This is a genomic window from Thalassotalea castellviae (assembly GCF_031846185.1).
Classification (GTDB): domain Bacteria; phylum Pseudomonadota; class Gammaproteobacteria; order Enterobacterales; family Alteromonadaceae; genus Thalassotalea_H; species Thalassotalea_H castellviae.
On record NZ_JAVRIF010000001.1, the window covers coordinates 50,861 to 64,498 of the forward strand.

Annotated in this window: 12 protein-coding genes and 1 tRNA gene; 5 read left to right on the top strand and 8 right to left on the bottom strand. The window is 35.4% G+C overall.

The genetic code is table 11. The features are described from left to right. Window positions 1-234: 234 nt before the first annotated feature. Window positions 235-1,113 (bottom strand): BrxR family transcriptional regulator, encoded by an 879-nt coding sequence (locus RM573_RS00185; RefSeq protein ID WP_311575409.1) that lies wholly within the window; start codon window positions 1,111-1,113, stop codon window positions 235-237. Window positions 1,114-1,376: 263 nt separating this feature from the next. On the opposite strand from RM573_RS00185, the gene RM573_RS00190 reads away from it, so the two are divergent. After that, window positions 1,377-3,026, top strand: coding sequence for an amidohydrolase family protein (locus tag RM573_RS00190; protein ID WP_311575414.1), 1,650 nt, complete (start codon window positions 1,377-1,379; stop codon window positions 3,024-3,026). Between the two features lie 85 nt (window positions 3,027-3,111). Further along, a complete protein-coding gene (locus tag RM573_RS00195) occupies window positions 3,112-4,212 on the top strand; it encodes a hypothetical protein (protein ID WP_311575417.1) in 1,101 nt (366 codons plus the stop codon). A 151-nt stretch (window positions 4,213-4,363) separates the two neighbouring features. Here RM573_RS00195 and RM573_RS00200 read toward each other — a convergent pair whose 3' ends face one another. From RM573_RS00200 to yejK, 5 genes are all read right to left on the bottom strand, one after another. After that, window positions 4,364-5,146 (bottom strand): substrate-binding periplasmic protein, encoded by a 783-nt coding sequence (locus RM573_RS00200; RefSeq protein WP_311575421.1) that lies wholly within the window; start codon window positions 5,144-5,146, stop codon window positions 4,364-4,366. A gap of 25 nt (window positions 5,147-5,171) precedes the next feature. Beyond that, on the bottom strand, window positions 5,172-6,011 hold the full coding sequence (locus RM573_RS00205) for a M23 family metallopeptidase (protein WP_311575425.1): 840 nt from the start codon (window positions 6,009-6,011) through the stop codon (window positions 5,172-5,174). After that, window positions 6,004-6,885, bottom strand: a complete 882-nt coding sequence (locus RM573_RS00210; RefSeq protein ID WP_311575429.1) for a 6-carboxytetrahydropterin synthase — start codon at window positions 6,883-6,885, stop codon at window positions 6,004-6,006. The genes RM573_RS00205 and RM573_RS00210 overlap by 8 nt, the downstream gene beginning before the upstream one ends. Window positions 6,886-6,894: 9 nt before the next feature. After that, window positions 6,895-7,926: a dihydroorotase gene (gene pyrC, locus RM573_RS00215; RefSeq protein WP_311575433.1), complete on the bottom strand. Its 1,032-nt coding sequence runs from the start codon at window positions 7,924-7,926 to the stop codon at window positions 6,895-6,897. A gap of 111 nt (window positions 7,927-8,037) precedes the next feature. Beyond that, a complete protein-coding gene (yejK, locus tag RM573_RS00220; protein ID WP_311575437.1) occupies window positions 8,038-9,099 on the bottom strand; it encodes a nucleoid-associated protein YejK in 1,062 nt (353 codons plus the stop codon). A 77-nt stretch (window positions 9,100-9,176) separates the two neighbouring features. On the opposite strand from yejK, the gene RM573_RS00225 reads away from it, so the two are divergent. From RM573_RS00225 to RM573_RS00235, 3 genes are all read left to right on the top strand, one after another. After that, window positions 9,177-9,389 carry a YejL family protein gene (locus tag RM573_RS00225; RefSeq protein ID WP_311575440.1) on the top strand — a complete coding sequence of 71 codons (213 nt, stop codon included), beginning with the start codon at window positions 9,177-9,179 and terminating at the stop codon, window positions 9,387-9,389. An 83-nt stretch (window positions 9,390-9,472) separates the two neighbouring features. Beyond that, window positions 9,473-11,167, top strand: coding sequence for a DUF3413 domain-containing protein (locus RM573_RS00230; protein ID WP_311575445.1), 1,695 nt, complete (start codon window positions 9,473-9,475; stop codon window positions 11,165-11,167). A 111-nt stretch (window positions 11,168-11,278) separates the two neighbouring features. Beyond that, a tRNA-Pro gene (locus tag RM573_RS00235) sits at window positions 11,279-11,355 on the top strand. 108 nt (window positions 11,356-11,463) lie between these two features. On the opposite strand, the gene RM573_RS00240 is transcribed toward RM573_RS00235, so the two are convergent. After that, complete coding sequence (locus RM573_RS00240) at window positions 11,464-12,009, bottom strand: hypothetical protein (RefSeq protein WP_311575448.1); 546 nt, start codon at window positions 12,007-12,009, stop codon at window positions 11,464-11,466. 361 nt (window positions 12,010-12,370) lie between these two features. Continuing rightward, window positions 12,371-13,492: a hypothetical protein gene (locus RM573_RS00245; RefSeq protein ID WP_311575452.1), complete on the bottom strand. Its 1,122-nt coding sequence runs from the start codon at window positions 13,490-13,492 to the stop codon at window positions 12,371-12,373. Window positions 13,493-13,638 lie beyond the last annotated feature (146 nt).

Here is a 13,638-nt window from a genome sequence, read left to right on the forward strand (position 1 = left end):
ATCTTGAGGTACTCCCTTTTTATTGCATTGAAAACCGTTTGATGATTTGTCAAATAACTCCAAATAGCCTTTCTCATTTTTAAACACTAGATCATTTAACTTTGTATTTAGATAATGAGTCCCAACAGCCAATGGTATATCGAGATTTCTGCTCAGGCTTTTCAGTGTCTGCTCATTTTTTAACTGTAAGACCTGTAAAATCTTTCTAGACAACTCATCCATTTATAAAACCTACTATCCTTTATAACCAGGTGCAATAGCGAGGTTTTCAGCACCGTATAATGTTTTATTATTCTGCAAATACAATTGATATTCAGGGCCTGAAAGTGAGCCACTTTCAGAACAATCCACGTTCCAACGCCTTAGTAAATAACCTGCCATTGCTGCTCTAACATCTAATTTGAGTACGCCATTTTCCATACCGTAATCCATTTTAATGGCGGTTGGGTATTCAACGTTCTTAGGGTGCGGAACGATTTCTAGTGGCATGATTGTATTCCACTGTTCATCTTGCAGCTTAATCTCGTTTACTTCAGGCTCGTTATTGATAACCGTTACTTTGGCAAGGCGTGTTAAAACAAAATCTCTAAAGGCATTACTCTTTCTGTCATAAGCTCGCACATGCCAACGAAGGCCATTATCTACAATGGTATGTGGTACTAATTCACGAGCTCCAGAGCCACTTGAAAGTGAGGTATAGATGACACTTACCGCTTTGCCGTTAATCATCGCTTGGGTAAGTTTGGCGATAACATTGATATCAGGAACGTTAAGCTGACTTGGCTGCTCTACTGGGAACTCAACATCACCAATAGCATCAAAGCCATCAGAGATTTGATGTGCAAGCTTAACTAGCGTGCGCTTAGCATCATGCGTAAATAGTGGCTTGAAGCTATTGGTTAGAAAGTACTTCTTTTGCGTGTTGTCATACGCCATGTTTTTTGGCGCATGCTCTTTATAGAGGTTGATATCGCGTGTAGCGGCAGAAACACCAAGCTTGAAGTGCTGGACAATTTCGGAGCGTGTAACGCTTCCGGTAAAAAACAACTTAAAGTCAATATAGGCGAGACGCTGCTGTTGAGCGTAGCTTAACTTTTCCAATTGATTGTCCATATCGTAGAAATTTCTTTTTATTATTCAAATAGTCAAAGTTAGTATGTCTCATAATGAATCACACCTCAATAGGTAAAATGTCAATATTGGTTATTTGTCTGATAATTATTCGCATTAGTTTGTTTGCATGTGAAGGCCCTTTTACACTATTTCCTCAGTTTTACGGTTATTTCGCGTATTATATTAACGGTAATTTGACAATTACCAAATATGACTTATGGTTAATTTTTATACAATTATAATTACTAGTAATGGTCAATATCATGGACGACTTTAATCGCCGGCAGATGCTGAAGGCTCTATCTATAGTACTAGGCTCATCTTTGTTACCCTCTTGCTCTATTTTCACTGGTAGAGATTCGTATTGTAAACACTATAAATTTGATCATTTAGATAAACCCGATCAAGACTTTTTAAAACTAACCCCTGTTATTGATATGCACGCGCACTTTTTTAATGCGACGGATCTTCTTGCCGTTGAGTATGTTATGGGCCCTGTGCTTAATGACTTTTTAGGTAATAAGTTCAAGTTTACCAGAGCATTATTAACACGTATTGCAAACGGTATTTTTGGTGTACTAGAAAGTAAAAGAAAATTTATTCATGCCAATGCCGAGCTAATTTGGCTGTCATCTTCAAGTGCTTGTGCACCTGATATTGAATATGGAGAAGTTTCAAGTCAATTTTATGATGTGGTGCAACAAGAAAACCGTAATAAATCACTTTCATTTGATAAAACCCAACCATCCATGAGTTTCGACGACCTACTTAATGCATCAGCAAATGAATTATCTGGTGGTTTCCAAGCTCAACAAAAACAACTATATGACGCTAACACTAGGATTGAGTTTGATAAAGACACAATACTTAACGCGGTAAATTTTAATAGTGTGTATGAACAACAAAAAGGACTCACTAAGGGCTTTCGAACGTTTGCAACTTGCCCTTCTGATCCTGGTTTTTTCTCTAGAATTTTTGCTTTTGTTGGCCGTGTATTGGTTCGGCGCAGTACTAATATCCAAGCATACTATGATCGATATACTAAAAGTCCATTGTTCGAAGGCACAGGCGTTAGGCATGTAATGAATATAGGGTGCGATTTTGATTTTTTCTTAGGTAAAAATTGTAGAACACCTAGCTCATCAATTGCTGATCAAATAAAGGTCAATGAAAAGTTATACGAACATACCAATGGTTATGCTATCCCAGTACTTGGTGTAAATCCTTGGAAAGCAGCTCATGATAATGATTATTGCGATCTCATCGAAGGCGCTCTTTCTAGAGGTATATATAAAGGCGTTAAGCTTTATCCTTCGATAGGTTATTCAGTTACCGGAGATTTCAGGAGCGGTGTTAAAACTTATCAATGCGGTGGTAAAGGGGTAACTAAAGATATTATTTTTTCAGGAATCAATAAAATATTCGATATCGTAGAGGATTATAAGGGCTATGTTACATCACATACTACTCACTCAAAAGGTGGTCAGCCAGGCTCTGAAAAGCTCGCATCATCGAAATATTGGAAAGAAATATTAGATCAACGCCAAGATATGCGGATTAATTTTGGTCATATGGGCGACACAGGTAGCAATATTGGGTCGCATTGGCGTAAAGGCTTTTTAGACTTAATGCTAAATTATGAGCATGTGTATGCAGATTTTGGTTATCACGAGTATGCAAACTATCAAACATTAAAGTCTGATTTAGTAACATTTAAACGTTACGGACAAGCGCTATTTAATAAAATCACTTATGGCTCTGATTGGTACATGATTTCAAAAGATAAAGGCTCAAATGCATACCTTTGTAATTCAGTTAGTAACTTTAGAAAAGCAGTGGCTGAAGGAATTATTAGCAAAGCTCAATTTAAAGCAATGATGTATGACAACGCTAACAAATTCTTAAAGCTTTAACTTCAATCTATTAAGTTCTGTTCTATGAGCATTGGACTTAGTAGTCACTCAATTTAGTTTAGCTATAAATTTATAAGGAAATTCAATGTTATTAAAATGCGTTATTTATTCGGGTTTACTTTTTGTTATTTTTGCAACACCCACTCAAGCTAGGTCGATTTGGCTCAAAGGGGAGTACCATGAACAGATGAGCCTTGATTCCATGTATTGTGCACAGGCTTCAGGTGAACAACCCACTTCATGTGCTAACCGCCCTACGTCTTGGCATCAAGGTATCGATTTAACGAGTATTCATATTGGTACTTTGTCACAAGAAGAAATGATTAAAGCCGTGCGATTCCCTGACGATCCTGTTAAAGAGTTATCCTTTAAAAATCCTATAGGACTTATTCGTTGGTCATGGAATATGGGAATTGTTGGTTGTAACGATAAAGTAAATGGCCTAGTACAAGGTCTACGCTGCAGTTCACATTATGGACCGTTTCAGTTTTTACATGCAATGAGTAGTAAAAATGATATTGAGGCAAAAGAAACCAAAGCAAAAATTATGTCATGGATTGAATACTTAACATTAATTATTGAAAATAAAAATGACTTTATAAAGTCAAACTATTGTGAATATTGGTCTAGTGAAAAAGAAAAACAAAACCCAATTGCTAACTATATGATCCCCGAAGGTAAAGATGGGTTTCCCTGTAAATTGGATAGTGGGCCCCCTTGGACAATAGCAACACCATTGGCTTTTCATTGTAAGTTTAAAATCGTAACTTGTAATGTTAATTTAAATGAAAGGAATATAAAAAACAATGCGATCGGCGCTTTGCTACATTTGATTCAAGACTCTTATACTCAAGGACACGCTATACGGGGAGATTGTTGTAATAACACCTCAAAAGTTGATATTGCAAAATACCGATGTTTACCAATAGAGCAATTTAATTCTTATCAGAAGCAAGAAAAGAGCGCGCATGCCGATGCCGATGGACAACCCTCAGCCGGAACTTCCTGTAAAGATAATCAAGTGCAACACGATCCAATCACTGCTGGCGCAATAATATTGTGGAAAATACAACATGAGAAAACTAATTTATCGGCATCTATATATCAGTATTTAGATGCTAATGTTTTTCAACTTATTAACCCGAACGCTTTATCTTCAGCTGGGCAAGGTTTTCAAAAAATTTAGCTATCTGTAATGCAGTAAAGATAATGTTCGTACTTTTACATTTTTTATAAAGCGTTATTAAAATGTCTATAAAATAATTCTCACTATACTGGTGAACTATCGGTATAGTGATACAAATAAGAGCGACGTGTATTGGGAGGTAATTGAGCGTTTACCCTTGATGTTGCAGCTTAGTCCAGTCGTTGATGATCTCAGTGAGTGTTCCGTTTTGTCTTAAGGTTTTAATGGCATTGTTTATCTTAGTTAACACGGTTTTATCTGCTAGTTTTTTACTGATCATAATATAAATATCATCGCTGTAAATGGTGATCGGGTGCTGTTCGAATTCACCTTGCATTTTGTATTTATTGACAAAAGCATTCATGGTTACCGGATCAACTAAAAAACCATCGATATGACCTTTAAGCAGTAATTGTACATTTTGTTCTATGTCTATTACTTCGTTAATTTGCGCGCGAAATTTAGATTGTTTGATCAGCTCTTGATAATCTTTTCCGTAATAATATCCCCCTTCAACACCTATCATGTAAGGGCTTGATATTAAATCCGCCAGTTTATTCAAAATAATACTGTTTACCTGACCTTTTTTAACATATAACTTTACGGTTTCTTGTCGATAAGGAATGGAATAATCCGCGTATTGCGCTCTGTCTTTGCTATAAGAAGCCCCCATCGCTAGATCCATGTCTCCGGTTTTAATGTAATTTAAATGGCGTTTCCATGGTAATTCGGTATAGGTAACCGATAAATTTGCTTGTTTGATGATGGCATTGAAAATATCTAAATCGAGCCCTGTTAGTTGTTGTTTAGAGTTATGATATTGATACGGGTACCATAACTCCCAGCCTACGGATAATGGAGCTTGTTGAGATACACTGTGAAAAGAAATCAAGAATAGACCAATAACGGATAGTTTATTTAACAGTCTTTTCATCAATGAATACCTCGCTTATCGGTTGTTATTTTAGCGGTTTTGCAGCTAAAACCAGCTTTGGATCTAAACGCATTTGATACCAATTAATGCGCCAATCTAAGTGTGGTCCTGTCGCTCTTCCACTAGCACCCACAGCTGCAACAATATCACCTTGGGTAACGGTATCACCCACATTAACATATGCATCACTTAAATGAAGAAAGCTTGATGTGATGCCATGGCCGTGATCAATGATCATAGTGCCACCAGAGTAAAACATATCTGCAACATATAGTACAACAGTACCATCAGCCGGAGCTTTTACCGGATCGCCAGTTTTACCCGCATAATCTAAACCATAATGTGGGCTTTTCGGCACACCATTATAATAACGCTGACTACCGTAAACCCCCGTAATAGTCCCTTTTATCGGTGCAATAAACCCTTTTGCAAATGCGTCGTTTTCACTGAACTTAGCGCGAGCCGCTTTCACTTGGCTACTGTCTTTCTTTGCCCTAGCAATTGCCACAGGGTTTGGCTTCATAATCTTTTTAGCAATACCTTCAACGCGTTGTATATTATATTGACGTGTTTTAGGGGTAAGCATTCTAGTAAATGTTTTCCCTGTTGCATCGGTAATTGTTAAGGTATGAGTTTGTTTATCATCACGGCTAAAACCAAAAACAAAATCGCCAGAAGCAGACACCGTTAGTTTTTTGCCATCAAGTTTGACTATATTATCAGCGTTTGTTTTACCTAAAACATAGCCTCCTTGTGCTATATTTCCTGATAATTCAAATGGCATATTATCGGCTTTTACAAGCGCACTATTGAAAATAATACTCGTAATAAAACATAAGTGAGCGAAGACGTTTTTTTTATGCACTGGCAATAGCTCCTTTCCCTACTCCTTCATAAGCAATAACTTTAATTGTTTGCGTTGGCTTAGGTTTATTGATTTGTCTGGCAATATAGTCCGCTAATAATTCAACGGTTGAATCACAATCTACCACTTCTAAAACCTTTTCATCCACCGCAATATCAAACCGCCCTTGAGGAGCTGTATATGAAAAATACTGATGAGCATCAGTCAATTTGTTTTTTGCTTGCTCCGATAATTGAATGTCAGCTTTAGCTACGCGATCATCTTCTGATGCAATATATATATCTTCCCAACGTTGGCACCAAAAAAGTTCGAGATCTGTTGATCGTTCATCATTAATATAAAAGTTAATTTTAGAGCGATGACCATGGGCGATTCGTTGACAATTACCATCATGCAACTTTAAGCCATGCGTGTAATGATAATAATCACCAGCAATATTTTCAGGACGTAAGGTTAATGTTAACCCTTGCACATTAGTTGGTAACTCTTTCAAAATTATGTCAGTTAAATGTTCATTTACTGAAGTTATATTAATTTCTTCGGCAGCTATTTTTGCAAAAGCACATGTGGGTGACTGCAAGAAATAATCAGCGCGCTCTGTGTAAACATCAACAAATTCATGATCTACATTTTCTGTTGAGTTAGAACATTCAATCATTTTGTTATTTATCGGTAATAACAATTTATGATCAACGGCTTCGTCAATAATGGCTTTTATTTGCTTTTTCACTACCGCGAAATCTAATACCATGCTCATTTCATTCAATGAGCCATCGAGTAAAACATCAACTATCCAGCTTTCACCCACAATGCCTCGTTGAGGACAACAATAAGAAAAATCGATTACAGTTAAGTCATTTACAAAAAGTTGCATATTTTGTCCTTACTCTTTCACTTGCCAAGCAATCGTATCGTTTGCACGAATAGGCACCACAACGTCATCGCCAAAGTTAAGTGTTTCAGGAACGTGCCAACTCGTTTTTTCTAATGTGATTGTATCCTTATTAACGGGTAGATTATAAAATGCCGGGCCATGTAAACTGGCAAAACCTTCTAATTTATCTAACGCATTTTCTTGTTCAAATACTTCGGCATAAAGCTCTATCGCAGCATGTGCAGTATAAGCACCGGCACAACCACACGACGATTCTTTAGCATGTTTTGGATGTGGCGCAGAATCGGTACCTAAGAAAAACTTACTTGAGCCACTAGTTGCCGCTGCAATTAATGCCTGTTGGTGAATGTTGCGTTTAAGGATCGGCAAACAAAAATAGTGTGGGCGAATTCCGCCAACTAACATATGGTTTCGGTTATAAAGTAAATGATGCACCGTAATAGTCGCTGCTACATTTTCACCAGCCTGTTGAACAAATTCAACCGCATTTTTTGTGGTGATATGTTCTAAAACCACTTTTAAATTAGGGTAACTTGCCACTAACGGTTTTAAAATTGTGTCAATAAAAACCGCTTCACGGTCAAAAATATCGATATGATTATCGGTTACTTCGCCATGGATCAACAATGGCATATCTACTTCTTGCATTGCCGCTAATACTTGAGCAATGTTATCGATCGAAGTAACACCTGAAGACGAATTGGTTGTAGCACCCGCTGGGTATAATTTTGCTGCGTATACAATACCACTTGCTTTCGCCTGTTTTATATCTTCTGCCGTGGTGTTGTCAGTAAGGTATAACACCATTAATGGCTGAAATTGTGCCGCAGGTTTTTCTGCCATAATTCGTTGATGATAACGTTGCGCTAATTCAGCATTCGTTACTGGCGGAACAAGGTTTGGCATAACAATGGCACGACCAAAATATCGGCTAATATCTGCAACGGTAGTTTTTAAAGCATCACCATCGCGTAAATGTACATGCCAATCGTCTGGACGAGTTATCGTTAATGTTGTCATTTTTTACCCTATTTTCAATTATCTGTAATTCTGTTTGATTTTTGGTTTATTTCTTTGGTCAATTCAATGTGAAATGCTACACAATGAGCCTTTCAAGTAAAAGTGAACTATTTAGAATTCTTCATTTTGTTTATCTTGTTTATCTTGTGCTTGTAATAAACTCAATAATTGCTCTTTTAAATTTGGCGGCACTTTATAAATCGTAATACTTTCATTTGCAGCATTATAGATAACATCTTGTCCGAAATGGCTGCGCTCGAAACTTAAACTGATACCAGCACCAAAGCCGGAATATTTCGTGATTTTATTGACTACGGCTTGATCATGCGGAAAAGATTCTTCAATAGGATAAGACTGGTCTTGGCAAAACTGATAAAAATCTTGTTCACTGCCTTCTTCACCAATAACGTGTCCTAGCTCTTTAATTGATACATCTTGTGCCGATTCTTTTTGTTCTTTGCAATAGCTGAGTAACTCTTTTCGCGTTTTTTGCTTTTCTTGGGCATCTAGTTGATTAACCGCAACAAAATCTTCCACCGCTTGTACTAAGGTTTGAGTTTGCTCTTTTGCGTCTAAGCCTTCTTCACAACCTAAAAATTCTAAAAAGAAATCCGATACTTTTCTACCTGCACGCCCTTTAATAAAAGAGATATATTTATTGCCGTTAGCATTTTGCTGATAATCAAATAAATCAATACGTGCCGCTAATTGCAGTCGTGACGTGTCTAAATGTTGATCCGCAGAAATATTTAATTCGCCATCTACCGAGTAATGCTCTGAAATTGGAATAATAGCGGCAAGTAAATAACGACCTCCCATATATTCATAATGACAAACCACTAAATAGCCAGTTTCAGCCAGCTCATATTTTTCTAGTTCATTTTTTAATAAATTACCGGCTTGGCAACTAAAGTCATGAAACCCTTGCGCTTCTGACAGGTAACTTTCCATGATATCAACAAAGCGTGCTTTGTCACCTTCAGCTGGAATGGTAGCAAAATGGCCATAGGCTTTACTGCCTTTGCTGTTGTAAATACCGTGTAAGGCATCAACAAAGTTTTCTATTTTATGGGTAACTTCAACCGATTCAGGCCCTAAACGAAGCAAAACTTCGCCTGTTTCTTCTTTTTTCGATAAATAATGTAGTGCAATATTAGAAATAATTAAGCTCATAATTAAAGGTCAGTATTATATTGTTAACGCATTTGATAAACTTACGACAAATTATCCAATGCTATTTAGTAAATTATATGCCTATTGTATCTAAGTATTCGAACGAACGTGTAGAAAAAATTATCCAAGAGCTATTAAATGTTCTTGTTGCTGAAAAAGTAACGCCTGATCTTGCCTTAATGTGTTTAGGAAATACTATTACAGACATTATTCATAATGAAGTACCTGAAAACCAAAGAGCCGCGATGGTAGAAAATTTTACTAATGCGTTAAAACAGTCTATAAAGTAAAAAATTAATAAAACCAATATAATAGATAATTCAGTACCCTGCTATTGAATTAATAACAATATAAAAAGAGCACATACGTATCCATGGTTTCATTTGGTTCTACAACATACAGTAAACGGCTATTACCTTTAGTAAGTTGGAGCCATTGGTTTACGTTTTTTAATATTATTGCCTCAATTTTATTATCGTCTTTCTATTTATTTAACGAAGCGAGTCCTGAAACTTTATTAGGCAAAGTTTATTTAGTGATGACTTGGTTAAGTCATATGAGCTTTTTAACTTTTATTGGCTTTGTTTTACTTATATTTCCCCTAACGTTAATTTATCCTAAAACACGTTTTATCAGGGGCTCCGCCTCGGTAATATTTACCTTAGGGCTATTACTGCTTTTACTTGATGCTTTTATATATTCACGTTTAGGTTATCATTTAAACGCCTCGTCTAGCGATCAAATTATCGCGTTAATACAAACCCAAATAGCTGATAACAGTCGTGTTTTTTGGTTTGTTAGTGTTTTATTGTTTATCTCAATTCTTGTTTTTCAATTGGTGGTGAGCAATTACGCTTGGAAACATTTAAGACAATTACAAAAAACGGTGTTTGCTCGTTTTATTGTCATGGGATTAGTAACCGCGTTTTTTATCAGTCATTTATTACATATTTGGGCTGACGCTAATCTCAATTATGATATTTTAAGACAAGATACCATTTTGCCTTTATCTTATCCGTCAACAGCAAAAACCCTACTTACTAAATATGGCATGTTTGACAAAGAGGATTACATCGCCCGTAAAACGAGTCCTTTATCTTTTACTGATGTTTTACCTACTTATCCTGAATTAAACCAACAATGTGCCTCGATTAAACAGGTAAATCAATCAGCTATTTTAGTGTTAACCGATCGGTTATTAGATAATCAGCAAATTAGTCAGTTTGCGCGACGTGCAACAAGTAAAAAGCTAAAATTAACCAACCATATTGATAACGCGTTACCAAAAGATGCTTGGTTCAATCTCTTATATAGCTTGCCCTCTATCTATAAACAAGGCGTTATTAAGCAAAATAAAAAACCGTTACTTTTTTCTGCTTTATCAGCCAATAATTTAACGACTTCTTTAACCGTTATCGATGAGTTGAAAGACGTTTCGTCTGATTTACCTGGTTCTTTGTTGAACTACAAACCGCTTTTTGATGAGGTTAGTCATTTAAAAGATATTTCGAGCTTAGTGTTAAGCCAACGCCTCAATAATTTGACCCATGGCTTACATGTTTTTTATTTTACGGCTTCAGATCATTATCAATATGAATTGTTTATCGATGCCCTATTACTTTCTCAAAAAAATAAAACAGAAAAAGACATTGTTTGGATTAGCTCTGTTGGCAATAAAACTGAGGAAACTAGTTTAACCATTAAGCCCGCTTTGTTTATTTTACCTGATGAAAGAGAACAAGAAATTCATCATTTAACCAGTCATATGGATATACAACCGACGTTAATGCAGCATTGGTTAGCATGTGATATTTCATCCAGTTCATACAGTTCAGGTAAAGATATGGTTAAAGTGAATAATGACCGTGTGATCGCCAATACTATGGATAACGGCATGATAGTTTTTAATAAAGATAAGTCTGTTTTTATCGACCAAAATGGTAACTTTCAAAGTTATTCTCGAGAATTAGAATCTCCGATCACAGTCAGTGCTGATTTTCCTTTAATGATTGATGGCGTTCATTTTATTAAAAGTTTCGCTCAACAACAAAAAGTGACGAATAAATAAGCTAACAGCTTAATCGCTATAGTTTTTTCTTTGCATTAACGGGCGAATTCATTATCATACACGCGGTAAACTGATTATCCCTCCTCAAGTTTACCTTACTCAATAAATATTCGGGGTGTAGCGCAGCTTGGTAGCGCGTGCGTCTGGGGGACGTGAGGTCGCAAGTTCGAATCTTGCCACTCCGACCATGTTTTCAACTTATAAAACAGTCACTTATAGATTTACAATAAAAATTTTAGGTGGCTTTTTTGTATCTAGCACACACATAGCACACACTAGCTAAGAATATTTAGATATTAATCATATGAGAAATAAATTACATCTGTTGGTGGATTATCTTGGGTATTGCAATATTCATTCATATTCTTATAAGCCCAGTTAAAACTAGTTAGTGAAAGATTAACAACCTTGTTATCAATTTGAACTAAAACCTTTTTCCCTAACTTTAAATCGTCTACTAAACGCATTGCTTTGTCTTGATCGGTATATTCCCATTTATACTTTCCTACACCATCTGATGAGCCTGTGTTATCCATTGACTTCATCCATACACGCATATCTATAGGTTTCATTTCATCGATACGTATTTTAATAACCTTCATAGATGAGTATGTTATTTTTTTATGATGAAAGACGATATCTGGTCTATAGCCTTTCCCATTAAATGCTTTAGCACAACCAAGAGTGATATGAACACCATTAACTTTTTCGCTAGAATATTGCATGTATTTTTGATCTGTAAACTTATCAACATGCCCTAATTGAGTCCATTTATTATCTGGTTCACCACATCCCGTAACAACGGTTATTACAACTGGTATTACTAATTTTGATATTTTCATTGTTTATTTCCCTATTTAAGTTTTCCATTACTTCATGAACTCAAACGATGCCTCACACTCAATAAGAATTCATTCAATTTAAATGCTAATACTATTTAACTAAGTACCTTTAATGATGAAAGTAATTCCTACTCAATACAAACTATACATTCAGGCTGTCACAGTACCTGTGTATGTTTTAAATATTAAATCGAAAAAAATTATAATATCATTTGGAAGTTAAGTTGTACTTTAAACAGTCAACACTTAAAAAGTGTCACTTATTAATTAAGAGCTTGGAAACTTAATTGACTTCAATTCCCTTTGCTATATCTAACCTATAAATAAACTCAAAGTGACAATCTTTTCAGTGTTAAATAACTTAGAAAATTTGACCACTATCCTTTAAGGCTTGTTGAACACCAGTAAGTGCATTATCAGCACATTTATCATCTTCATATAATATTTGATAACCAGTTAACTTTCCATCATCGGTATGGTCTAGTTCTCTTTTTAGAGTAGTGTTAGGCTCATAAGCTTTAAGTGCTTGAATATTTATCTTACCAGTTAGTACCATTTCGGCATCAGTATTAATTAACTTTCCGTCAATTCTTATTTTCTCTGGAATGCCTAATCGTTTACATTCAAGAGCATGGATAGCTTTAGCTTTGTACTGAATTTCACTTGATGTAAATTCATTAACGCGATATTCCTTCTTTTTAATTGATTTATATGCATTTAACTTATATGTGCGCTGAAACTCCTTAATAGCTAATCTTTTTTCTAATATTTTTTTAAGTTCAGCATTTGATAACTCAATAGCAGGCTTTTCATAAAAATTTTTACAAGTTCCCCAATCTGATAGCTGTAATCCATTTACATACTGGTTTATAAAATCCTTTTTACCTAGCTTCTGATTTATCTCAACAGGGGCAATATATAAATTTTCAGGTATATTAATTAACCCTTTATGGCTAGAGGGTATCAGGTGACATAATTGCAGTTCTACACTCTTAAACGTTTTAGCACTTGGCAATTTCTGCATAATGCTTTCGATCTCTATACTAGTATTACCGGATATTAATGACTTTAGCCTTTGAATATTTAATAGGCTTTCTTCTAGTTCCTCAACCTCTATTTTACTCATGTTTTCTCTATCATAAGCAAAGTAAATACCACTGTACTCATTTCTTAACCTATATATTTTATAATATTCATAGATCATGAATTTATCTTCTGGTATCTGTTCAATATGGCTAAAGTTTCTACTATATAAATTTAATAACCACTTCCCAAACAAATTATTCCAAAAGTCATTCATTTTACAATTAATACAAAATTGCTTTCCTTTTTCAGGCTCGCTGATGCAATCAGATGCTTTACACTCTCTTGGTTGTTTAGCTGCCTCAATACATTTAGGACATTTTTTAGCATTCTCCCTTTTAGTACTAAAGCGGCTTTTACATTTAGCGCATATAGGTTGCTTTCTTTTTGCTAATGCCATTAATTGTTCCAGTTAAAAGATAATATTATTCAAAAACGCGTTGTGTAATTGTATCGTAACTGCACAGTAAATAACAAACAACACCACATATATAAAGGGGTGTAGAGTGATAACTGACAGTAAATGTTAAAGTTAGAAATACCCAC

Excerpts from the sequence above, each read along its gene's own strand:
- RM573_RS00185 (WP_311575409.1), bottom strand. The coding sequence starts at position 1,113 with ATGGACAATCAATTGGAAAAGTTAAGCTACGCTCAACAGCAGCGTCTC.
- RM573_RS00190 (WP_311575414.1), top strand. The coding sequence starts at position 1,377 with ATGGACGACTTTAATCGCCGGCAGATGCTGAAGGCTCTATCTATAGTA.
- RM573_RS00195 (WP_311575417.1), top strand. The coding sequence starts at position 3,112 with ATGTTATTAAAATGCGTTATTTATTCGGGTTTACTTTTTGTTATTTTT.
- RM573_RS00200 (WP_311575421.1), bottom strand. The coding sequence starts at position 5,146 with ATGAAAAGACTGTTAAATAAACTATCCGTTATTGGTCTATTCTTGATT.
- RM573_RS00210 (WP_311575429.1), bottom strand. The coding sequence starts at position 6,885 with ATGCAACTTTTTGTAAATGACTTAACTGTAATCGATTTTTCTTATTGT.
- pyrC (WP_311575433.1), bottom strand. The coding sequence starts at position 7,926 with ATGACAACATTAACGATAACTCGTCCAGACGATTGGCATGTACATTTA.
- yejK (WP_311575437.1), bottom strand. The coding sequence starts at position 9,099 with ATGAGCTTAATTATTTCTAATATTGCACTACATTATTTATCGAAAAAA.
- RM573_RS00225 (WP_311575440.1), top strand. The coding sequence starts at position 9,177 with ATGCCTATTGTATCTAAGTATTCGAACGAACGTGTAGAAAAAATTATC.
- RM573_RS00230 (WP_311575445.1), top strand. The coding sequence starts at position 9,473 with ATGGTTTCATTTGGTTCTACAACATACAGTAAACGGCTATTACCTTTA.
- RM573_RS00240 (WP_311575448.1), bottom strand. The coding sequence starts at position 12,009 with ATGAAAATATCAAAATTAGTAATACCAGTTGTAATAACCGTTGTTACG.
- RM573_RS00245 (WP_311575452.1), bottom strand. The coding sequence starts at position 13,492 with ATGGCATTAGCAAAAAGAAAGCAACCTATATGCGCTAAATGTAAAAGC.